The 21,938-nt window shown below is 46.0% G+C and carries 22 protein-coding genes and 1 pseudogene; 1 reads left to right on the forward strand and 22 read right to left on the reverse strand.

Annotated features, from left to right (window positions below; genetic code table 11):
• The 5 genes from topA to G9G54_RS01510 all read right to left on the reverse strand — a co-directional run bounded on the left by topA (position 1) and on the right by G9G54_RS01510 (position 6,683).
• Positions 1–2,103: a type I DNA topoisomerase gene (gene topA, locus G9G54_RS01490; RefSeq protein ID WP_165175654.1), complete on the reverse strand. Its 2,103-nt coding sequence runs from the start codon at positions 2,101–2,103 to the stop codon at positions 1–3.
• 285 nt (positions 2,104–2,388) lie between these two features.
• Positions 2,389–3,507 carry a DNA-processing protein DprA gene (gene dprA, locus G9G54_RS01495; protein WP_165175656.1) on the reverse strand — a complete coding sequence of 373 codons (1,119 nt, stop codon included), beginning with the start codon at positions 3,505–3,507 and terminating at the stop codon, positions 2,389–2,391.
• A 228-nt stretch (positions 3,508–3,735) separates the two neighbouring features.
• The gene (gene sucD, locus G9G54_RS01500) at positions 3,736–4,665 is read right to left on the reverse strand and encodes a succinate--CoA ligase subunit alpha (RefSeq protein WP_165175658.1); all 930 of its coding nucleotides are present in this window, start codon (positions 4,663–4,665) and stop codon (positions 3,736–3,738) included.
• Between the two features lie 49 nt (positions 4,666–4,714).
• Complete coding sequence (gene sucC / locus G9G54_RS01505) at positions 4,715–5,875, reverse strand: ADP-forming succinate--CoA ligase subunit beta (RefSeq protein WP_053325253.1); 1,161 nt, start codon at positions 5,873–5,875, stop codon at positions 4,715–4,717.
• A 337-nt stretch (positions 5,876–6,212) separates the two neighbouring features.
• Positions 6,213–6,683 (reverse strand): MarR family winged helix-turn-helix transcriptional regulator, encoded by a 471-nt coding sequence (locus G9G54_RS01510; protein WP_069291720.1) that lies wholly within the window; start codon positions 6,681–6,683, stop codon positions 6,213–6,215.
• Between the two features lie 147 nt (positions 6,684–6,830).
• On the opposite strand from G9G54_RS01510, the gene G9G54_RS01515 reads away from it, so the two are divergent.
• On the forward strand, positions 6,831–7,259 hold the full coding sequence (locus tag G9G54_RS01515; RefSeq protein WP_061831855.1) for an organic hydroperoxide resistance protein: 429 nt from the start codon (positions 6,831–6,833) through the stop codon (positions 7,257–7,259).
• A gap of 375 nt (positions 7,260–7,634) precedes the next feature.
• Here the strand turns inward: G9G54_RS01515 and G9G54_RS01520 are convergent, their stop codons facing one another.
• From G9G54_RS01520 to ftsY, 17 genes and pseudogenes are all read right to left on the reverse strand, one after another.
• The gene (locus G9G54_RS01520) at positions 7,635–9,254 is read right to left on the reverse strand and encodes a YifB family Mg chelatase-like AAA ATPase (RefSeq protein WP_165175660.1); all 1,620 of its coding nucleotides are present in this window, start codon (positions 9,252–9,254) and stop codon (positions 7,635–7,637) included.
• A gap of 163 nt (positions 9,255–9,417) precedes the next feature.
• On the reverse strand, positions 9,418–9,969 hold the full coding sequence (locus G9G54_RS01525; protein ID WP_025723284.1) for a nitroreductase family protein: 552 nt from the start codon (positions 9,967–9,969) through the stop codon (positions 9,418–9,420).
• Between the two features lie 155 nt (positions 9,970–10,124).
• Positions 10,125–10,507: pseudogene (locus tag G9G54_RS01530) on the reverse strand (YraN family protein).
• A complete protein-coding gene (locus tag G9G54_RS01535) occupies positions 10,507–10,806 on the reverse strand; it encodes an EscU/YscU/HrcU family type III secretion system export apparatus switch protein (protein ID WP_165175662.1) in 300 nt (99 codons plus the stop codon). Before G9G54_RS01535 ends, G9G54_RS01530 begins: the two are co-directional and overlap by 1 nt.
• On the reverse strand, positions 10,803–12,920 hold the full coding sequence (locus G9G54_RS01540) for a DNA ligase (RefSeq protein ID WP_165175664.1): 2,118 nt from the start codon (positions 12,918–12,920) through the stop codon (positions 10,803–10,805). Before G9G54_RS01540 ends, G9G54_RS01535 begins: the two co-directional genes overlap by 4 nt.
• Before the next feature lie 90 nt (positions 12,921–13,010).
• Positions 13,011–13,658: a ribonuclease HII gene (locus G9G54_RS01545; protein WP_080682994.1), complete on the reverse strand. Its 648-nt coding sequence runs from the start codon at positions 13,656–13,658 to the stop codon at positions 13,011–13,013.
• Between the two features lie 209 nt (positions 13,659–13,867).
• Positions 13,868–14,728, reverse strand: coding sequence for a ribosome biogenesis GTPase YlqF (gene ylqF / locus G9G54_RS01550; protein WP_023988173.1), 861 nt, complete (start codon positions 14,726–14,728; stop codon positions 13,868–13,870).
• Between the two features lie 86 nt (positions 14,729–14,814).
• A complete protein-coding gene (gene lepB / locus G9G54_RS01555; RefSeq protein ID WP_165175666.1) occupies positions 14,815–15,441 on the reverse strand; it encodes a signal peptidase I in 627 nt (208 codons plus the stop codon).
• Between the two features lie 101 nt (positions 15,442–15,542).
• Positions 15,543–15,887, reverse strand: a complete 345-nt coding sequence (gene rplS, locus G9G54_RS01560) for a 50S ribosomal protein L19 (RefSeq protein ID WP_010346403.1) — start codon at positions 15,885–15,887, stop codon at positions 15,543–15,545.
• Positions 15,888–16,111: 224 nt separating this feature from the next.
• On the reverse strand, positions 16,112–16,930 hold the full coding sequence (gene trmD / locus G9G54_RS01565; protein ID WP_165175668.1) for a tRNA (guanosine(37)-N1)-methyltransferase TrmD: 819 nt from the start codon (positions 16,928–16,930) through the stop codon (positions 16,112–16,114).
• Complete coding sequence (gene rimM, locus G9G54_RS01570) at positions 16,930–17,445, reverse strand: ribosome maturation factor RimM (RefSeq protein ID WP_165175670.1); 516 nt, start codon at positions 17,443–17,445, stop codon at positions 16,930–16,932. Before rimM ends, trmD begins: the two co-directional genes overlap by 1 nt.
• 97 nt (positions 17,446–17,542) lie before the next feature.
• On the reverse strand, positions 17,543–17,773 hold the full coding sequence (locus tag G9G54_RS01575; protein ID WP_013309863.1) for a KH domain-containing protein: 231 nt from the start codon (positions 17,771–17,773) through the stop codon (positions 17,543–17,545).
• Positions 17,774–17,796: 23 nt separating this feature from the next.
• Positions 17,797–18,069, reverse strand: coding sequence for a 30S ribosomal protein S16 (gene rpsP, locus G9G54_RS01580; RefSeq protein WP_013309862.1), 273 nt, complete (start codon positions 18,067–18,069; stop codon positions 17,797–17,799).
• Positions 18,070–18,136: 67 nt separating this feature from the next.
• On the reverse strand, positions 18,137–19,513 hold the full coding sequence (gene ffh, locus G9G54_RS01585) for a signal recognition particle protein (RefSeq protein WP_061832003.1): 1,377 nt from the start codon (positions 19,511–19,513) through the stop codon (positions 18,137–18,139).
• 51 nt (positions 19,514–19,564) lie between these two features.
• Positions 19,565–19,933, reverse strand: coding sequence for a putative DNA-binding protein (locus G9G54_RS01590; RefSeq protein ID WP_069291713.1), 369 nt, complete (start codon positions 19,931–19,933; stop codon positions 19,565–19,567).
• A 166-nt stretch (positions 19,934–20,099) separates the two neighbouring features.
• Positions 20,100–20,750 (reverse strand): PAQR family membrane homeostasis protein TrhA, encoded by a 651-nt coding sequence (gene trhA, locus G9G54_RS01595; protein WP_013309859.1) that lies wholly within the window; start codon positions 20,748–20,750, stop codon positions 20,100–20,102.
• A 162-nt stretch (positions 20,751–20,912) separates the two neighbouring features.
• A complete protein-coding gene (gene ftsY, locus G9G54_RS01600; protein ID WP_061832006.1) occupies positions 20,913–21,929 on the reverse strand; it encodes a signal recognition particle-docking protein FtsY in 1,017 nt (338 codons plus the stop codon).
• Positions 21,930–21,938 lie beyond the last annotated feature (9 nt).

Consider the following 21,938-nt stretch of genomic DNA (forward strand, 5'->3'; position numbering starts at 1 on the left):
TTAAGAAGTCTCTACGCTCTCATCGCTCTCTTCCAGCATTTCGCTGTGATCGCAGACCGTACAGTTGAGCTTCGTCCCTTGTTTTGTACGTTTTTCGACCATTAGGCTACTGCAACTTGGGCAAGGCTTAATGGACGGTTTATCCCAGGAAACAAAATCACATTCCGGGTAGCGGTCACATCCATAGAAGATACGTCCCTTTTTACTCCGTCGTTCGACGACATGGCCCTCACCGCATGTAGGACAATTAATCCCGATATCCTTAACAATTGGCTTTGTGTTACGGCAATCTGGAAAAGCAGAACAGGCCAGGAATTTACCAAATCGGCCAAGCTTATACACCATTTGGCTGCCACACTTATCACAAATGACATCGGATACTTCATCTTTTATTTCAATTTCTTTCATTTCTTCTTCAGCCACTTCAAGTCGCTTCTCGAATGACTCGTAAAAGTCACTCAACACCTTGACCCAATTACCTTCGCCTTCTTCGACGTGGTCAAGATCACCTTCCATATTAGCTGTAAACTCCACATTCAGTATCTCTGGAAAGAACTCCTCCATCTGTTCGATGACCAATTCGCCCAGCTCTGTAGGGAAAAATTTCTTTTCTTCAATAGCAACGTACCCACGTTTCTGAATGGTTTCCAGCGTTGGTGCATACGTACTTGGACGTCCTATACCCAGTTCTTCCAGCGTCTTAACCAGTCGCGCTTCCGTATAACGGGGAGGCGGTTGTGTAAAATGCTGCTTCGGCTCAACCGCTTCTTTTTTTAATTTATCGCCTGGTTGAAGTGGTGGCAGCAGTTTATCTTCTTCGGTTTTACCATCGTCATTTCCCTCTACATACACTTTCATGAAACCTGGAAAACGAACCTTAGAACCTGCTGCCCGAAATATCGTCTCACCCGCTTCAATATCAACGGACAAAGTATCCATAATAGCAGATGCCATCTGACTGGCCATGAAACGTTCCCATACCAATTTGTACAAACGGAACTGATCCCGACTCATAAACGGCTTAACTGTTTCCGGATCGCGTAACGCAGAGGTTGGGCGAATCGCTTCATGCGCATCCTGGGCGTTGGCCGCTTTTTTTGAATATTGACGAGGAGTTTCAGGTACAAAAGCTTCGCCATATTTTTGAATAATTAAATCTTTCGCTTCCTCTTGAGCTGAAGCGGCGATCCGTGTGGAATCCGTACGCATATACGTAATCAAACCCACGGTCCCTTCTTTTCCTAAATCCACACCCTCATATAGCTGCTGAGCTACAGACATCGTTTTAGATGCACGGAAGTTGAGCTTCCGAGCCGCCTCCTGCTGCAAGGAACTTGTTGTGAATGGAGGAGAAGGATTGCGTAAACGCTCTTTCTCTTTCACATCGCGCACCTTGTAAGACGATTTTCCGATAGCTTCCAACACTTCTTGTACATCCGCTTCGCTGGAGAGCTCTTTCTTTTCACCGCGCAGCTTATGAAATTTCGCTTCAAAGGTACTGTCTTTAATAGCTAGTTTAGCTGTAATCGTCCAGTATTCTTCCGGTACAAACTCACTGATCTCGTTTTCCCGGTCCAAAATAATTTTCACCGCAACCGACTGCACCCGCCCAGCGGATAGACCCTTTTTTACCTTTTTCCAGAGCAACGGGCTGATTTTGTAGCCAACAAGTCGATCCAGTATCCGTCGTGCCTGCTGAGCATTAACCAAATCCATATTGATTTTACGGGGGGTTTTAAAAGCATCTTTGACAGCCTGCTTCGTAATTTCATTAAATACAACACGGCAATCTGCTGTATCGTCCAGTTCCAGCGCATGCGCCAGATGCCAGGCAATAGCCTCACCTTCGCGATCCGGGTCAGCCGCCAGATATACTTTTTTCACTTTTTTTCGGGCATCCTTTAATTCTTTTAGAATTGAGCCTTTACCTCGAATGGTAATGTATTTGGGATTAAAATCATTTTCGACCTCTACGCCGATCTGACTCTTCGGTAAATCCCTGATATGACCCATGGAAGCCTTGACGATATATTTGCTGCCTAAGTATTTGCCGATCGTCTTCGCCTTGGAAGGCGATTCCACGATGACGAGTGAATCCGCCATAGGCTCTTCCTCCTCTCAATTACACACATGAATATGATAGACTTCCTGAAATGTGGTGAGTTATGACGCGGAGAGCGCTTAACAGATTGGTTATTTTTCCAGATCGCTGTGCTTGTTCAGAAAAATTCCATCTGCTCCGCTACTGCGAGTCATAATGTCAACACATTTCAGGAAGTGGGGAAGGAGTAGGAATCCGCGGTGCGGATGAATACCATACTGCCCTCCACCTGATGTTTAAAATTGAATTTGTGCATTTACTAACTAAGGACTTTGCAAAAACAACTACTAAATAAGCTTGTATTTTGTGCCCGCTAGCTGGGCGATCCTTTTTTTTATGATTAACGATAACAGAACTGCGTGTAAAAGTCCAAAATCCCATGCCGTAGCATCAAGCAGTTCATCCAGTGTCATGGTTCCCTGTTCGAGCAACAGTATGACACGGTTTTCCTCAGAAGTCTCACTTTCTGGCACTTTGGAGGCCTGTTTCAGATTAAGACTCTGCTCTCTATTGTATGAAGAAACCTCCCTTGTACGCAAATCTGCTTCATACTCTTCAATAATATCCGAAGCTTCAGTGACTGTTTTGGCTCCTTGCTTGATCAAGCTCAGCGTGCCTCTACTCTTCGGTGACGTAATGGGTCCGGGAACAGCAAACACATCTCGATTTGCCTCTAGCGCAGCATCAGCTGTAATCAAGGAGCCGCTTCTTGCATCTGCTTCGACAACGAGCGTTCCCTTCGTTAGGCCAGCTATAATCCGATTACGTTGTGGAAACATTCCTGGATGTGACCTCGTGCCTGGAGGGTACTCCGATACGATCAAGCCTTTGCTAGCCATCTCTGCAAATAAAGACGCATTTTGGGGAGGATAAATTTGATCAATCGCTGTTCCCAGTACACCAATCGTGTTTCCTCCCCGGCGCAGGGCTGTTTCGTGACAAATACTGTCAATTCCTCTCGCCAATCCGCTAACTACTGTAATCCCTGCATTACATAATCCATCTGTTAGTATCTCCGCTGCTCTACGTCCATAAGCGGTGGGAACGCGGGTTCCTACCATGGCTACAGAACATGTATGCAAAAGTGATTTATCCCCTTTTGTATACATTACCCATGGTGGGTCAACTGTTTCCTTCATTAATAGGGGATAATCCTCGTCCACATAAGTTACCGTTCCAATATCACCGGATAGAACTCGCTGATATCGTTCATGCACCCATTCTTCATCGTAACACTGAGCCGCAATTCGTGCCTGAGCAGGGCTTAACCCTATCTCAATCCACTTTTGTTCGCTAAAATGCAGTAGCTCATGCAATCGATAGTCACTCGACCAAATACGCTGAATTGTTTTTCTTCCGATTCCCTCTAACTCATGTAAGCCTAACAAAAGCCATCTTTCTTCCAAACTATGGTTCCCCCATTCACGGAAGAGTGAACCCTCCCTTATTTTGTGGCACAATGAATCATTTTGCAAGCGTTTCCCTGACAAGCCTGTCTTAACGCAAAAAAAAGCAACCTTTTCATCCCCTGTTTCAGAAGATAAAAAGGTTGCTTACCTTTCTTTCATTATACACTAGCCTGCGGCAAATTTCGATGCAGTTTTATGGCCTGTATATTAATGAAGAAACACGATTTAATGTGTCGTACACAAATTCAAAATACCACGTGCTTCTAGCACACTTACCAGTGTCGAGCCCATTTCGGAAGGAGTCGGTGCCACCTTGATCCCACAGGCTTCAAGCGTGGCAATTTTCTCTTTGGCCGTTCCTTTTCCACCAGAAATAATGGCGCCTGCATGCCCCATCCGTTTGCCCGGAGGCGCAGTCACACCGCCGATAAAACCAACCACTGGCTTCGTCATATTGTCCCTGATCCACTCGGCAGCCTCTTCCTCGGCTGTACCACCAATTTCTCCGATCATAATGACAGCGTGAGTGTTGGGGTCCTCATTGAAACGTTGCAAAATGTCAATGAATTCTGAACCTTTAACGGGGTCACCGCCAATACCAACCGCGGAAGATTGTCCTATACCTCGGGTCGTTAACTGATGCACTGCTTCATAGGTCAAAGTACCACTACGTGACACAACACCTACATGACCTGGTAGATGAATGTAACCTGGCATAATACCGATTTTACATTCTCCTGGTGTAATAACACCTGGACAGTTAGGGCCAATCAGAACGGTCTTTTTACCTTCCATAAAACGCTTGACCCTGATCATATCAAGCACCGGAATGCCCTCCGTGATACAAATCACGAGATCTAAATCCGCATCTACAGCCTCCAAAATGGAATCTGCTGCAAAAGCCGGTGGCACGTAAATCACGCTCGCTGTTGCGCCAGTAGCTCCCTTGGCTTCGCTTACGGTGTTAAACACTGGCAATTTGACCTGTTGTCCGTTCTCCAGTGTAATTTCTACCTCGGTGCCCCCCTTACCTGGAGAAGTGCCACCTACCATTTGTGTACCATAATCAAGCGCACCCTTGGCATGAAACAACGCCGTTTTTCCCGTAATCCCCTGTGTAATCACCTTTGTATGCTTATCGACCAAAATACTCACGATCTTCACATCCCCTATCGTTTATTCGGCATATCGGAATGCAAACAGGCTATTGAACAAGTTCGACGATTTTTTGGGCGCCATCCGCCATGGAATCCGCTGCTACGATATTCAAACCGGATTCCGCTAAAATCTGTTTGCCGAGCTCAACATTTGTCCCTTCAAGACGGACAACAAGCGGACGAGTCAGCCCCAACTGTTTGGCAGCCTCCACGACGCCGTTCGCAATGATGTCACATTGCATAATTCCGCCGAAAATGTTCACGAAAATACCTTCTACCTTCGGATCGGACAAAATGATTTTGAACGCTTCGGTTACCTTTTCCGTCGTCGCACCGCCCCCTACGTCCAGGAAGTTGGCCGGATCGCCACCGTAATATTTGATAATATCCATGGTTGCCATCGCCAAGCCCGCACCATTGACCATACAGCCAATATTTCCGTCCAGAGCGATATAGCTTAGATCGTATTTAGATGCCTCAATTTCCTTCTCGTCCTCTTCATCCAAATCACGCAATTCCAAAATATCCTTGTGACGGAACAACGCATTAGAATCAAAATTCAGTTTGGCATCCAACGCCAGTACATTCCCATCACCCGTAACGACTAAGGGATTGATTTCTGCAATCGAACAGTCCTTGTCCACAAAAGCTTCGTATAGTGCCAGCATAAACTTGACCGCTTTGTTTACCAGTTCATTTGGGATATTAATGTCATACGCCAACTTACGTGCCTGATACACCTGAAGCCCAATCGCTGGATCAACAACCGCTTTAAAAATCTTCTCCGGAGTGGCTGCAGCCACCTCTTCGATTTCCGTACCGCCTTCTTCTGAGGCCATCATTACGATACGTCCAGTCGCACGATCTACGACAACGCCGACGTAATATTCTTTACGAATATCGCAGCCTTCCTCAACCAAAAGGCGTTTGACCTCTTTACCTTCAGGTCCGGTCTGATGCGTCACCAGCACCTTACCCAAAATTTCAGAAGCAAAAGTCCGCACCTCATCCAAACCTTTGGCAACTTTCACGCCACCCGCTTTACCGCGTCCACCAGCATGAATTTGTGCTTTTACCACCGTAACAGCGCTTCCAAGCGATTCTGCCGCAGCAACGGCTTCCTCCACCGTATAGGCAACCTTACCGTTCGGTACAGCCACTCCGTACTGCTTCAATACTTCTTTACCCTGATATTCATGGATATTCATTCTGGAATCCTCCTATCAACATGACTGCAACAAGGGCGGTTCACAAGGAAATCTATACTAAACCTACATCATTGTAACATGTTTTTAAAACGCTTTCCTTATAATTTAACCTCATGAATTACAGTATTTTGATATCATTATCATTCCCAAAATCGAATGTTTGGATATTATTGGATATTTTTCTTAATACAAATTCACACAAAAAAAGCACCTCTACAACATGGGATTACCTAATCCACATTAAGAGGCACTTTAATTCTTCAAGCATTATTAGGTATTTTTCTTTCAGCTGAGAACAACTCATGCCATAAGATTCGCAAGAGCAACTGAAAACACCTTATGATTTTTCAATTTGTACATTAGCTTGATGAACACGATCGAGCAGATCATTGAACTGGAGCAGAAGCGACCCAAATTGATCATGAGTCATACTTGTTTTTTCCTGGATGCATCCTGGTACGGACAGAGCTTTTTCCCGTAATGCGCTTCCCTCTGTCGTCAAAGAAATCAGCACCTTACGCTCATCCTGAGTGGAACGCTTTCGATCGATAAGCCCGGCGTTCTGCAATCTCTTCAATAGGGGAGTTAGTGTGCCGGAGTCCAAATATAGTGCCTCACCCAATTCCTTCACTGTACACTCTTCACGCTCCCAGAGCACGATAAGTACCAAATATTGTGAGTACGTCACACCGAGCTTTTCCAGATAAGGCTGGTATAGCTTCGTAATCTCTCTGGAGCATGCATATATGGCAAAGCATAACTGATTATCAAGTTTCAACGCTGTACCTTCATTAGGATTGTCTTCCATGCTGTCTGATCACCTACTTTCGTCATTATTTTAGCACATTATATAATAAAATACATGCTAATTGCACAAAATACTTTACAAACAATAATTATTTTGATAAATTAAATTGTGTAAAATATAAATTGAGCGAGAGGCAGTGATTGGATTATGATGACCATTCAACAAAAAATGTATGAAACAACAGTAAAAGCGGTTGGTGGACGTAACGGTTATATCGAGTCTTCTTCCCCTGAACTCCGTTTAGATATTGATACCCCAAAAGAAATGGGCGGCGCAGGCGGTGCAGGTACGAATCCAGAGCAATTGTTCGCAGCAGGCTATTCCGCTTGCTTTGACAGTGCCTTAAATATGGTTGCTCGCATGCAACGTATTAAGCATGAAGGTACTGAAGTAACAGCTACGGTCCATTTCGGCAAAGTGGAAGACGGCGGCTTCGGAATCGGAGTAAATCTCGACGTACTGGTAAAAGGCGTCGATCATGAAACTGCAGTAAAACTGGTGGAAGGCGCACATGAACAATGTCCATACTCTCGCGCTACCCGCGGTAATATTGAAGTGAAACTGAACGTTTTGTAACTTAGATTTTCTTTAGCATATGTAGGGGGCCCATCTCCATCTCTCTTCATGAATTCAATAGTATTCGTTAGAATGAATCTTGCAACAAGTCCCTCAACCGTTTTTTGTCGAGGGGCTTATTATCCTTTCAGCTATTCCTTCGTTAAAGAATGTTTGTTTTTTTCCATCAAGTAACATGGGAGATGATGTATAATCGTATATACAAAATTGATATACTCATAGTATAATCACTATTGTCATAATCTTTTTTTCTTCTCCAGATCTTTATTGTCTGGAGCTTTTTTTGTCCTTTTTTCCATTTTCTATTGTACATACCCCTTGGAAAAACTCTTTCATAAAAATAATGTGTTATAACTATTAAGTTTTATCGCCTTTTTAACTTTCAGGAAAACTGGCATTTGCTCTATCCATGTGGCGGTATTGAATAGCTTCAGCCACATGTGAAGTCAAAATTTTCTCTGAGTCATGTAAGTCTGCAATGGTACGCGAAAGCTTGAGAATTCGATCATACGCACGCATGCTTAAACCGAGTGCGTCCATTGTTTGATCAAGCAACTCCGCTGCATTTTTTTCTAATACGGCATATTTACGAAGCATCTGACCGGACAGCTCACTATTCCATGAAAAGGGAAGCTTGCTATATCTGTGGATTTGTATCGCTTGAGCAGCCAGCACCTGTCTTCGCATTTCAGCGGACGACAATGATTCTTTTTCCTCCCGCCAATCCTTCGGTTGCGATACTTCAAGCTGAAGATCAATCCGATCCAGCAGTGGACCAGAAATACGTGAACGGTAGCGGGCTACTGCTGCAGGTGAACAGGTACAGCGCTGATGTTCCGTGTCATTTCCGAAAAAGCCACAATGACACGGATTTAAAGAGGCAGCAAGTAAGAAATGCGCCGGATACTTAAAAACAGCACGTGAACGACTGATCGTAACATTGTGGTCTTCCAAAGGCTGACGCAGCACTTCTAGTACATGACGGCTAAACTCAGGCAACTCATCCAGAAATAAAATCCCCCGGTGTGCAAGACTGATTTCTCCTGGTTTGGGTATACCTCCCCCACCCACCAAACCAGCAGCAGAGATCGTATGATGAGGCGAACGGAAGGGACGAATATTCATCAGATGAGGCGATGACTCCTTCCACTTCCCGGCAGCGCTGTATACTTTGGTGACTTCAAGCGCCTCCTTTTCAGTCAAAGGCGGAAGGATAGATGGCAATCTGCGGATGAGCATTGTTTTCCCAGCCCCCGGCGGTCCCATAAGCAGGATATTATGCATTCCGGCTGCAGCGATGACTAACGCACGCTTGGCGTGCAGCTGACCCAACACATCGCTGTAATCCTCCATGTTGCTAGTTATCCCTTCTTTTTCACACAACGGTATATGCTCTGCCTGAGGTAAATGGTCATAGGAACAGATCATGACTTGTTTACTGGCAGTACAACTCTGATTTGTTGCTTGGCTATCAACAGTGCCTTGTGCACGATCTTCAATCGGAATAAGATCTGCTAGATGCCGTATAGCGTAAATACGTATACCCGTAATCAGACGAGCCTCGCTTGCGTTTTCCTGGGGAAGCAGCACGGAGTTGAATCCTTCTCGCTTGGCCAGATCAACCATGGACAGTACCCCATTCACAGGGCGAATACTGCCATCCAGCGCCAGCTCGCCAATAAACAACGTTCGTTCTCCCGCGGGTAAAACGACCTGTTCACTGGTCGTCAGCAACCCTAAAGCGATAGCAAGGTCAAAAGATGAACCTTCCTTACGCAAATCAGCAGGAGCTAAATTAATCGTGACACGCTGGGACGGATATTTAAAGCCACAGTTTTTAATTGCTGCTCTGACACGCTCCACTGCCTCTCGAATCGCCGAATCCGGCAAGCCTATAATCGCTGTCTGAGGCAAGCCATTGGACAAATCAGTCTCAACTTCAATCAGAACACCATCTATTCCATACAAACAAGCTCCGTGTAATTTTCCATACATATCAAAAAGCACCTCTCCTCATATTGGAATGCTCCCTCTCGGGAATCATTGCATATATGAAAAAAGGTGCTTCCAAATTTTCATTCTTTGCAAATGTGATGTTCGAAATTTTAGCTTCGGACCATGCTTTCAAAATTCTTGACTAAGTTTATCTGACGACAGATTATTTGTCAAACAAGGTCAGCTTATCGGCTGCCGGAGTACGTGGTCTTGATTCCGGGATAACGTCAGGATAACCTGCATATATCATTCCTATTACCTTCTCACCTGGTTGAATTCCCAAGTGCTCACGGAACTTAGGCGAATACAAAAATGGCTTTGTCACCCAAAACGTTCCGATTCCTTTGCTCCATGCGGCAAGCATAAAGTTTTGTACAAGCGCGCTGACCGCTGCAAAATCCTCATCCCAAACCGCTTGACGCGGGTCTTCTTCCAATACTACTAAAAGCTGGATCGGGTTGTGCAAAATGCCGCTCTCAAACTTGTTGTCCTTACCAATATCGGCTGCAATTGCTTTTGCAAGCTTTTTCCGTCCTTCACCAGCAAACAACAGAAAACGCCACGGTTCACGCATTTTATGATTAGGAGCCCACACAGCGACGTCCAGCAGTTCTTTGATCGTATCTACCGGAATGGAGTCGGATTTAAATCGTTTAATCGTCCGGCGTTCCTGAATTACATCTATGACATGTTCACTAAAGGTATGCTTTGTCACGTAAATCCTCCTTCACAGGTACAACTTCTAGATATTCATTTTAAGATGAAAATGATAACTATTCTCAATAAAATATACCTGTAGCTTTCCTTCCTGTCAACCTGCACATATGAATTCAGTCCCGCACTCTTACCTTTGAATAAGCTCTTACTCGTTTAAAATGCGCCTATTAAATGGTCCGTAACAACTGCCTTTTCGTCAGTTAATTGTACAGAAATCATGTCAAAGCGGATTGGAGCTTCTCCAATCCCGTTCATGTGCAAATATACAGCGGCTGTTTGGCGAACTTGGGCTTTTTACGCGCAGTAACTGATTCTGCTGGCGTTCCATACTTGGAGCTACTTCGACTACGTACCTCAATAAACACGAGTGTATGCTCCTGCTTGGCAATCAGATCTATTTCACCACTGCGGCATCGCCAATTACGCTCTATGATACGGTAACCCAAGTTTTCTAAAAACAAAGCCGCTGCCTCTTCGCCCATCGCTCCTTTGGCTTTCCGTTGATCCTTGCCTCCAGCCTTCATTTCATTCGACATCACCAGTCATCCTTTGATGCAAGCCTATCCATTTGATATATATAGGTAAGCACCTCTGCCACCAACTGATAGAGCTCAGCAGGAATTTGTTCGTCCAAATCGAGTTTGGATAGTACTTCAACCAGCGCAGCATCCTCCTGTACTGGAACACCATGTTCTTTAGCTTTTTCTAAAATGCTATCCGCAACACGGCCGCTCCCTTTGGCAACGACAATCGGTGCTTCGCTCTCACCAGGCGTATATTTAAGGGCGACCGCCTTCTTTATGGAAGGAGAAGGAGGTTCCAACGGCTCTTTCATATTTTAAGATCGACTCCTTTATACGGCTGAGGCACATAGCTTTGTACTTCAGAAGAGGCGAGACTGTTCTGTTCAGTCCTTATGGGCATAGGCTCAGTACGAAGCGATAGAAGTTGGTATCCTAGTGACTCCAACGCTGTGTGAATGGACTCACGCCCACTGGTTAACAACGAAGCCGCCCATTCATGATCATTATGGAGCTTGACACTTACAATCCGATCTACAACCTGGACATCTACCAGGGTCGGTCCAAGCCCCTTCATGTCCAAATCAAACCAAAGACGACAGTTGGAGGCGTCCAGCTCTCCCCGTTTGCCGCGGCGGGACTGAATCTGGATCGTAGCTGTTTCACGACCGTCCGGTCCAACGAACGGTATAAACATGTGTACTTGTGCAAAAGGCGCCGTTCGGTCTGTATTGAGCAGCAACTGCTGACCTGTCAGGTGCTGTACAACCTGCTGGGCCGCCTCTTTCAAAGCGGGCGGCAGATCGTCACTGCTCATCAGCTGGAGCAGCGCCCCTTTTACGGTGTCTGCGTCTGCTGACACCGTGTCCCCAGACGCAGCCGCTAATCCCGGCAGCGTCTGGGGCATTCCCTCTGGCGGCTCCATACGTGCCGCCGCCCCTTGCGCGACCTGTGTAGTCGCGCGGTGTACTTGCTGCTCGTGCTCTGCACCGAGCAGCTTCAGTACGCGGCCCACCCACGGGTCCTCCGTGGGGGGAAGCTGCGTGCTGGACGCCGCAGGCTGCGACGCAGCGGCGTCTGCGGCTCGTGAGGCGCCAGCCGTTGGCTGCGCCACTTCCGTTGCGGGCTGCTCCGGCGCAGCTGTGCCCAGTGCGGGCGGCACCGCCGCGCGTAGCTCTTGCAGCAACGTGCGCAGCCGCTGGAGCGGCACCTCTGGCGCAGCAGTGTTACCTGCTGTGAATTGCGGCACAGGGGCACCAGCCTGCTGTGCAGTGGGACGGTCAGCCGTGGCCGCGGTTAAGGCTGTCTTTGCCCCCGCAGATTCTGCCGTGGCAACCGCTGGAGCGCCATCCGCATTCTTAAGTTGTGTGCTTGACGCAGTAGCTTGCTGTGACTGTGACTGCTCCACTCTGGTGCGAGGACCGTTTAATGCATCAGCACCCGATTCTGGAGCAATTACGCTAGCTTCCGATGCCACTGTCGCTCCGCGTCCATTGACTGTCTCCGCTTCTCCTGGAGCAGTCCCTTTGGCTGCAGATGTAGCTCCCGTCGCAGTATCTGAATCTGTTGCTAAAGCACTCGCTTCACTCACTGCAGCAGCAAGGTTGGCTGCTTGAGTCCCTTTTAACAATTCCTTGCCGCCTGTGGTTTGTCCAGCTTCTGCCTGCTTTGCAGCGGTAGAAGCATCCTTGGACAATATGAGAGCTTGGCCTTCCTGTCCATCTACAACCACCCCGGAAGAAGCACCTGTTGGACTAGCAGGCATTCGATCAGCGCTCTTTATAGCTGTTGATTCCGCCACTGAACGGTCAGTGGATATTCCCTGTCCTTGCTGCTTTAATACCGCTTCAAGCTCTTGCTCCAGCGAAGACAACAGATCATTTAAAGGAGGCCCAAACATCGCTTGACGCAATCCGTTTATGCTTTCTGCCGTCAATGGAAGTCCCCGCTGAAAGGCAACTGCCGCCGCCTGCACAAACGTTCCCAATTGTACATTGCCGTTTTGCTTCGCCATAGCTTCTCGCAAAGAGGCCGCATTTTCAGATGTCAACGGCACACCATTCTTTTGCATTGCCTGTATAAGCTCCCTGTTCTGAGCTGTATCCGGCAGTCCCACCGATTCCAATACATCTGTCAGCGCTACGGTTTGCTGTGGTGTATTGGTCACATCGTTCAGAGGCTTAAGCACCGTCATTCCGCTGGGGGAAGCCGGTTGAACCTGAAACGTTGTAGTCTGTCCAGGTTGAAGAGGGGTCTCCAGCTTTGCCCTGACCTGAGAACCTTGTATTTGCAACACAGCCTCGCTGCCGTCCTCAGACACCTTTAGCACGACTCCTCGTACAACCTGACCTGGCTGCATATCAAGTTTTTTAGCCTCTCCAGCCTTCACATCTCCAAGTAATCCACGAAATACAGATCCGATGTTCATATCGCCCCTCCTCTCACTCTCCCCCATTCAAAGGGGCTTATGGTATTAGTTATACTTTATATCGGCATTGTCCTGATTCATAATAAGCAACTACAGATCAAACAGCGTCGGTTGCTCCGTCAACAAATTGCCCAGAAAGCTGCGTCTATGCATCTTTGTAGGTCCTAGCGCCAAAATTTGTTCCCTGTGTAACTTGGTAGCGTAACCTTTATGTATACCGATCCCATATTCCGGATACTTCGCATCCCATTCACCTTTGCACAGCCGATCACGGGTTACCTTGGCGATGATAGATGCCGCCGCAATAGACTGACTGTTGGCATCTCCTTTAATAATAGAGAGCTGAGGAATAGGCACATCTACCTTTTCTGCATCCACCAGTAAATAATCAGGAGACACATGTAAAGCCTCAATAGCCTGCTTCATAGCCAAACGAGCTGCTTGTTTAATATTGATATCATCAATCGTCTGCGCGTCTACATAGCCAACTCCTACAGCAATAGCCTTCTCCATAATCAGCTCGTAGTATGCTTCTCTCTTCTTGTCCGTCAATTTTTTGGAATCATCCACACCTTCCAGTAACTCACCCACTGGTAAAATGACTGCTGCGGCCACAACATCACCAAACAGGCATCCACGACCTACCTCGTCAATACCTGCAATCCGCTCACAAGACTGCTCCCAGCATTTTTTTTCATAATGTAGCATGTCCTTCACTACAATCTCTTTATTTTCCATATTCAATACCTGCCCATCTATATGTAGTTTAACGCGTCATTCATGCCGTAGCTCTAGCGATTGAATTCAGCTTACCACAGACCTTCACCGTCCAAAACCCTTTTCTAACTGCCTTCAAATACCAAAAAAACCTTCCTCCTCTCCGGAGAGATGGGGAAGGTTCTTCCTTGCCACAAAATGCTATGTTCTGCATCGGTGTACCAGTAAAATCAGTAAGGAGCTTCCAAACTGAATCGTCCCAGCTTCCCTGCACGCAGCTCACGCAAAATGATTTTTGACGCCTTTTCGAGATCTACACGTCCGCCGCTAACAATACAGCCACGTTTACGTCCGATCGCTTCCATAACGTTGACAATTTCATCAGGATTTTCTGTATCTTCAGGACGTTCGGTGAGCTCAAAGCGCTCTGCCAGTGCATCCCAATAGTACTGAACCAAATATTTAGTCGCAAAAAAGGCAATATCCTCAACATTCAGAATTTCTTCCTTGATCGCACCTGTAACTGCCAGACGATAGCCTACATTCTGATCCTCAAATTTAGGCCATAGAATACCTGGTGTATCCAGCAATTCAATTTCTCCGATCTTGATCCACTGCTGTGCCTTCGTTACCCCTGGACGGTCACCCGTAGCTGCAATATTACGTCCCGCCATTCGGTTGATCAGTGTCGATTTACCGACATTCGGAATACCAACAATCAACCCACGCATAGGACGCGGGTTCATTCCCTTCCTAATCTGCCGATCTATCTTTTCCTTAAGCAGCAGCTTAGCCTGAATCGGAATTTCTTTTAGTCCCGTCCCAGTTGTGGCATCCACCGGAAGGGCCACATGCCCCTGCTCCTTAAAATAGGCAATCCATTGCTGTGATACTACCGGGTCCGCCAAATCTGCTTTATTCAAAATAATCATTCGCGGCTTGCCTTGCAAAATATCATCAATCATTGGATTTCGGCTGGAGAGCGGCAATCGAGCATCAATCAGCTCAATGACCAAATCAATTAACTTTAATTTTGCTTCAATTTGGCGGCGCGCTCTGGTCATATGACCAGGAAACCATTGAATCGTCACCGTCATCACCCCATTGATCGTAACTCCTACTTTTACCCTTAGGCTCTTCGTTAGGATTACGGCAGCTATGCTGCTTATTAGTTATTCTAGTGGTTAATCCACTGCATATCTTGCGCCGGCCAGAAAATAACGTCAGCCCGACCTACGACTTCCTTCAAATCAATATATCCAATCATCCGACTGTCTGTACTATTGGAACGGTTATCTCCCATTACAAAAATATGCCCTGCCGGAACTTTTCCATCCTTAAACTTCTCATTTGGAAAATTTGTAAACTTGTTGTAAAGCTCGCCATTCTGATGCGCTTCTTCTAAAGGAGCTTTCAAATAAGCTTCCTGAATCGGCTTACCATTTACTGTAATCGTGTCACCTTCTACCTTGACCGTATCTCCTTCAACGGCAATGACGCGTTTGATAAAGTCTCTTCCTTCCTCCGGCACATGAAACACGATCACTTCCCCTGGTTTAGGGGCACGGAAATCATACAAAATCTCATTTACAATGACGCGTTCTCCGGTATGAAAGTTAGGCTGCATCGACGGGCCATCCACAATAAACGGCTTAAAGAGAAGCCAGCGGATTAAAAAGACAAGCACTAACGCAATAATGATGGCCTTAAGCCACTCAAAAATCTCATTTTTTGGTTTACGCTTGGGCGTACCATCCTGTTCAGTTGGCTGCTGTACAGCTCCTTGTCCTACTTCTTGCTCCATAGCTCACTGTCCTCTCTTTACGGTCAATAATCCACAGTTCCCTATGTACGTAGAAAAAACGAAAGGAGCTTGTAACCAAGCCCCTTTCGTTATTCGTTGTATTAACGACGAATTTCTTTAATTCTCGCTGCTTTACCGCGCAGTTCACGAAGATAATAAAGCTTCGCACGACGCACTTTACCACGGCGAGCCACGTCGATTTTATCGATTTTTGGGGAATGAAGCGGGAAAGTTCTTTCCACACCTACACCGTAAGAAATTTTACGAACTGTAAAAGTCTCACTGATTCCACCACCACGGCGTTTAATGACAACACCTTCAAACAACTGGATACGCTCACGAGTTCCCTCAATAACTTTCACGTGCACTTTCAAAGTGTCACCAGGACGAAAGTTAGGCAAATCTTTACGCAGTTGTTCTTCAGTGATCGCTTGGACGATATTCATCTATGACTCCCTCCTTCCGTACAGGTGTTCATGCTTCTTCTGGAAACACAACCGTTTCCTTCATTATCCACAGAGGACCACCGTATTACACACAACAGATGTATTGTATCATGGAGGATACCGCATTGCAACAACAAAAAGGGATTTGACCAAACATTATTTAATTGACTCCATTATAAAACAGGTCACTGCCTGCTTTCAAATCCACTCATGTCTAAAGCGCTTTATTGCTTTTCCTCCAAACCGTCAGCTTTGCGCTGCTCCTCAACCCACACGCGCTCCTTGCCTGTCAATTCAGCTTGTTCCAACAGATCCGGTCGGCGTTCCATCGTACGACGTAACGCCTCTTGTCGTCTCCAAGAATCAATATTGACGTGATGCCCTGACAGAAGTACATCTGGTACTTTCCAGCCCCGAAACTCCGCAGGCCGGGTATAATGGGGATACTCCAGCAGCCCCGTACTAAACGAGTCCGTTACCGCACTCGTTTCGTTCCCCAGCACTCCTGGCAGCAAGCGTGTCACACTGTCAATGACGACCATGGCTGGAAGCTCACCGCCAGTCAATACATAATCTCCGATGGAAAGCTCATCTGTCACCAAATGCTCTCGAATACGCTCATCATAACCCTCATAATGCCCACATATAAAAATAAGATGGTCCTCTTTGGCCAGCTCTTCCGCTTTCTTTTGCGTAAAAGTCTCGCCTTGTGGACACATCAAAATGATACGCGGAGATTTTATGTCTGTGTTACGTTCTATCCCTTCATGTTGAATAACTTCATCGGCAGTTTCTAATGTTGATTCCTCTGATTTATCCAACAGCGCTTCCACGGCAGCAAAAATAGGGTCAGGCTTCAAAACCATGCCACCCCCACCGCCATAAGGCGTATCATCCACTTGTCCATGCTTGTTGCCGGCATACTGACGAAAATTAACCGCTTGCAGTGATACAATTCCCTTATCCCTTGCTTTTCCCAGAATGCTTGCATTAAATACTCCATCAAACATCTCTGGAAACAGGGTCAGCACATCCACCCGCATTACAGCAGACCTTCCATCAACCGTACCGTAACCCGTTTTTCGCGCACGTTTACATCCAAAATAACATCCTCTATATACGGCAATAGCAGTTCCTTGCCTTTAGGCATTTTGACTACCCATACATCATTGGCTCCCGGAGTCAAAATTTCTTTAACCACGCCGAGCTCATTTCCGTCTTCGGTCACCACTTCCATGCCGACTACTTCATGAAAATAGAATTCATTTTCTTCCAATTCGCCTAACCGATCAGCAGATACCTTCAACAAAGTACCTTTATATTTTTCAACTTCATTGATATTGTGATATTCCTTAAATTTAGCGACAACCATATTTTTTTGAAAACGCGCTGTTTCAATAGTTACGGGAATCGGGGCTTTACCTTCAGCCGGAACAATCAAAAGTTCACTACCTTTAGCAAAGCGATCCTCTGGGAAATCTGTCGTCGTTAATATTTTAAGCTCCCCACGGATTCCATGGGTGTTCACAATTTTTCCGACATTAAACAATTGTTGCATCGTGTTCCTCCTGCTTGTAATCGGTCCCGCTCCATATCATCTTCATCATGTACGAAAAAGGGTTAGGACATACATCCTAACCCACTTTCGTATATCTTTAAGATATGATGTCTACGGTAACCCGTTTATCCATCTTAACGGCTGCTGATGCAACCACAGTGCGAAGCGCCTTGGCGATACGACCCTGCTTACCAATGATTTTGCCTACATCCTCAGGATGCACACTAAGCTCATATACAACAAGCCGATCCTTCTCCAAGGTCTTCACGGTTACATCTTCCGGATGATCGACTAAAGCCTTAGCAATGATTATCACTAATTCTTCCATGGTTGACCCTCCGTATCAGCACCTTATTTCTGTAGTTTAGACTCATGAAACTTTTTCATTACGCCCGCTTTGCTAAGCAAGTTACGGACTGTGTCGGATGCTTGTGCACCATCTTGCAACCATTTCAGCGCTTTATCTTCATCAATTTTTACAACCGCTGGTACTGTGATTGGGTTGTAGTAACCGATTTCTTCGATAAAACGACCGTCACGCGGGGAACGAGAATCAGATACCACGACGCGATAGAAAGGAGCTTTATGTGCACCCATACGTTTCAGACGAATACGAACTGCCACGAAAATTCACCTCCTTCAAAAAGTAGACTGTATATTGTTATCCCATAATTCCAAGGGCCTATTGGCCTTAGCGGAAAGGAAACTTCATACCTTTACCCATACTCTTCAACTGCTTCATAGCCTTGTTTTTGCCACCCTTAGGTCCCATCATATCTGAGAACTGCTTCATCATGCGACGCATTTCGTCGAATTGCTTTATCAGACGATTTACCTCAGCCAGTGATGTTCCGCTGCCTACAGAAATACGTTTGCGACGGCTATGATTAATCATATCTGGGTTTTGCTTTTCTTGTGTGGTCATAGAATGAACGATAGCCTCAATCCGGCCCATCTGTTTGTCATCCACTTTGATATCTTTCATTTGCTTCATGTTGCCCATACCGGGAATCATATCAAGAATCTGGTCGATTGGGCCAAGCTTCTTAACTTGATCCATTTGCTCCAGAAAATCTTCAAAAGTAAACTCGGCATTACGCATTTTCCGTTCCATTTCCTTCGCCTTATCGGCGTCGATATTGGACTGCGCTTTTTCAATCAGGGACAACATATCACCCATGCCTAAAATCCGTGAAGCCATCCGTTCAGGATGAAACGGCTCCATCGCATCCAGCTTTTCACCCAATGTAGCAAACTTGATTGGGCATCCCGTCACAGCCTTAACCGATAAAGCTGCACCACCACGAGTGTCACCATCCAGCTTCGTCAGAACAACTCCCGTTAACTCCAAGCTATTATTAAAGTGCTCCGCAACGTTAACCGCGTCCTGCCCCGTCATGCTATCTACAACCAGTAGAACTTCATCCGGGTTGACGTTGGTATGAATCTGGCGCAACTCTTCCATGAGCTCTTCATCAACATGAAGACGACCAGCAGTATCTATAATAACGTAGTCATTACCATTATCCTTAGCATGCTGCAAACCCTGTTTTGCAATTTCTACCGGGCTTGTCTGATCTCCCAGTGTAAATACAGGAGTATTAATCTGCTCCCCAAGAACCTGAAGTTGCTTGATCGCGGCTGGTCTATAAATATCACCAGCTACAAGCAATGGACGATGATTTTGCTTTTGCAGCAATTTCGCCAGTTTTCCAGACGTCGTCGTCTTACCTGCGCCCTGGAGACCCACCATCATAATGACCGTAGGCGGTTTGTTTGCTTTGGCAAGCTTGGCCTGACTGCCACCCATCAACTCGGTCAGTTCTTTGTTCACGATGTCGATGATGACCATGCCTGGCGTAAAGCTGTCCATCACTTCCTTACCAACGGATTTCTCCTTTACCTTGGCAATAAAGTCCTTTACAACCTTGAAGTTAACGTCCGCCTCAAGCAAAGCTAATCGTACTTCACGCATCGCCTGAGCTACATCATCCTCAGACACTTTTCCTTTACCGCGCAGTTTACTGAATACATTTTGCAAGCGAGTCGATAATCCTTCAAATGCCATACTTTCGCACCTCCTTGTCTACCAGGGTTGTTTGTTCTTAATCTATATGTCCTACAGTTCCTGCAGGCGATTTACAATTTGATGAACATGTTGCAGAATGCCTTCATCGGACTCACCGATTTTACCGAATGCCTCATACAACGTCTTATTTAATTCTTCGAGATCTTGGATTCTACGCTCATACTTGCTTAGCAAACCAAGCTTTTCCTCGTACATTTCCAATACCTGTTCAGCACGTTTAATATGTTCATATACTGCCTGACGGCTAATTTGAAATTCCGATGCGATTTCCCCTAAAGAAAAATCATCATGGAAGTAATATTTTAAAAACATCTGTTGCTTCTCTGTAAGCAGAGGTTCATAGAAGTCAAACAGTCGGTTAATCCGGTTTGTCTTTTCCAGCCGATTCTCCTGACTCATCTTGTATACCTCCATCGTCAAGGAAAAACACTTTACAGTTCTTTTCAACGTTCCTTATGATACATAAAAGAAAAGAAGATGTCAAGCGTTATCCCTTGTCATACAAAAAAAAGCCGATCCACTGCCCTCAAACGGAAGTACGGATCGGCTTTTTGCCCACTGTTACTTAAACCCTTACTGGAGTAAGATACAGCAGAACAGCCAGAAAATGAAGTATGCTGCCTGCTAAAACAAACAGATGCCAGATCGCATGGTGATATGGAAATGCCCGCCACACATAGAAAATCGTGCCCAACGTATACATAAGACCACCTACGAACAATAACGTCATCCCTCCGGCGGGAACAGTCGCAACCAGAGGATTCCAGGCAATTGTGATGAGCCAGCCCATCACAATGTAAAACACGGTAGACATAAACAGGAAGCGCTTGGTGAAGAACGCCTTGAACAACACACCAAACAGTGCAATCCCCCAAATCACTCCAAACAGTGTCCATCCCAGAGTACCTCGCAGTGCAACGAGCATAAACGGGGTATAGCTACCTGCAATGAACAGGTAAATGCAAGAATGATCGAATATTTCGAACAAATCCTTCATTTTCCCTTCACGCAGGCTATGAAGCAACGTTGAATTGGTGTACAACAGCAGCATCGTAATCCCGTAAATCGTAAAGCTGACGACATGCCAAGTGGTTCCTTTCAAGCTAGCAAAAACAATGAGTAACACAAGCGCTGCCACGCTTAAAACGGCTCCAATTCCATGTGTAATGGCGTTGGCTACTTCTTCCCGTCGGGAGTAGGTATAGGTGTTTGCCATCGGTTTTTCACCCGGCTTCCTTATTTATATTTTACATACAACATACATTACATATACGGCATCGACAGACCTCTTGCTTTCATTATACATCTGGGCGAGCTTGAACAGCAACAGGATGGCTACTTAGTCCCAAACGTAGCATGAAAGCCTACTTTAAACGTATCAGTTCTGTTCTTCCTCGTCTGCAGCAGTTGCTTCGACGGTCTCTTCCTGAATCAACCCCGCAAACAACGCATGAACGAATTGCTCGGAATCAAACGGTTGAAGATCATTCACTTTTTCACCTAAGCCCACCAGCTTAACAGGCAAATTCAGCTCCTGACGGATGGCCACAACAATCCCGCCCTTCGCTGTACCATCCAACTTCGTTAGTACCAGCCCGGTTACACCGCTTTTCTCACCAAACAGCTTGGCTTGGTTAAGTGCATTTTGTCCAGTCGTCGCATCAAGTACCAACAACACTTCATGAGGAGCATCTGGAATTTCTCGTTGGATCACGCGGAAAATTTTGTTCAGTTCCTCCATCAGATTGCTTTTATTCTGAAGACGTCCAGCGGTATCACACAACAAAACATCCACTTGACGCTGCTTGGCAGCCTGTACGGCATCAAACATAACCGCAGCCGGATCGGAACCGGATTGCTGCTTAATAACCTCTACACCTGCCCGTTCGCCCCATACCTCCAACTGTTCAATCGCACCCGCCCGGAACGTATCTCCAGCAGCCAATAATACTTTTTTGCCCTCTTGTTTAAAACGGTGAGCTAACTTGCCAATGGTTGTCGTTTTGCCGACGCCATTGACTCCCACGAATAGAATGACTGTAATCCCGTCAGCGCTCATTTTGAGCTGACTATTGTCATTCCCCCGCAGCAACTCGGACAGCTTTTCCGACAGTACAGGCTGTAATTCCGATGCGTCCTCAATTTTGCGCTTTTTCACTTCTTCTCGCAGGTCTTCAATGAGGTTCATAACCGTGTTGACGCCTACGTCCGCTCCGATCAGAATTTCTTCCAGTTCCTCATAAAATTCCTCATCAATCTTTTTACGGCGAATCATCAAATCCGTTACTTTTTCAACAAAACCTTTACGTGTTTTTTCCAAACCATCTTTGAACTGTTTTGTGACAGATTCAGTTTTGTTTGCAATGCTTTCCTTCAATTTCCTAAAGAAACTCATGGATTCCCT

Source organism: Paenibacillus sp. EKM212P (genome assembly GCF_011066115.1).
Taxonomy (GTDB): Bacteria; Bacillota; Bacilli; order Paenibacillales; family Paenibacillaceae; genus Paenibacillus; species Paenibacillus polymyxa_B.

Excerpts from the sequence above, each read along its gene's own strand:
- topA (WP_165175654.1), bottom strand. The coding sequence starts at position 2,103 with ATGGCGGATTCACTCGTCATCGTGGAATCGCCTTCCAAGGCGAAGACG.
- sucC (WP_053325253.1), bottom strand. The coding sequence starts at position 5,875 with ATGAATATCCATGAATATCAGGGTAAAGAAGTATTGAAGCAGTACGGA.
- G9G54_RS01510 (WP_069291720.1), bottom strand. The coding sequence starts at position 6,683 with ATGGAAGACAATCCTAATGAAGGTACAGCGTTGAAACTTGATAATCAG.
- G9G54_RS01515 (WP_061831855.1), top strand. The coding sequence starts at position 6,831 with ATGATGACCATTCAACAAAAAATGTATGAAACAACAGTAAAAGCGGTT.
- G9G54_RS01520 (WP_165175660.1), bottom strand. The coding sequence starts at position 9,254 with ATGTATGGAAAATTACACGGAGCTTGTTTGTATGGAATAGATGGTGTT.
- G9G54_RS01535 (WP_165175662.1), bottom strand. The coding sequence starts at position 10,806 with ATGAAAGAGCCGTTGGAACCTCCTTCTCCTTCCATAAAGAAGGCGGTC.
- G9G54_RS01540 (WP_165175664.1), bottom strand. The coding sequence starts at position 12,920 with ATGAACATCGGATCTGTATTTCGTGGATTACTTGGAGATGTGAAGGCT.
- G9G54_RS01545 (WP_080682994.1), bottom strand. The coding sequence starts at position 13,658 with ATGGAAAATAAAGAGATTGTAGTGAAGGACATGCTACATTATGAAAAA.
- lepB (WP_165175666.1), bottom strand. The coding sequence starts at position 15,441 with ATGGAGCAAGAAGTAGGACAAGGAGCTGTACAGCAGCCAACTGAACAG.
- rplS (WP_010346403.1), bottom strand. The coding sequence starts at position 15,887 with ATGAATATCGTCCAAGCGATCACTGAAGAACAACTGCGTAAAGATTTG.
- trmD (WP_165175668.1), bottom strand. The coding sequence starts at position 16,930 with ATGCGGGTGGATGTGCTGACCCTGTTTCCAGAGATGTTTGATGGAGTA.
- rimM (WP_165175670.1), bottom strand. The coding sequence starts at position 17,445 with ATGCAACAATTGTTTAATGTCGGAAAAATTGTGAACACCCATGGAATC.
- G9G54_RS01575 (WP_013309863.1), bottom strand. The coding sequence starts at position 17,773 with ATGGAAGAATTAGTGATAATCATTGCTAAGGCTTTAGTCGATCATCCG.
- ffh (WP_061832003.1), bottom strand. The coding sequence starts at position 19,513 with ATGGCATTTGAAGGATTATCGACTCGCTTGCAAAATGTATTCAGTAAA.
- G9G54_RS01590 (WP_069291713.1), bottom strand. The coding sequence starts at position 19,933 with ATGAGTCAGGAGAATCGGCTGGAAAAGACAAACCGGATTAACCGACTG.
- trhA (WP_013309859.1), bottom strand. The coding sequence starts at position 20,750 with ATGGCAAACACCTATACCTACTCCCGACGGGAAGAAGTAGCCAACGCC.
- ftsY (WP_061832006.1), bottom strand. The coding sequence starts at position 21,929 with ATGAGTTTCTTTAGGAAATTGAAGGAAAGCATTGCAAACAAAACTGAA.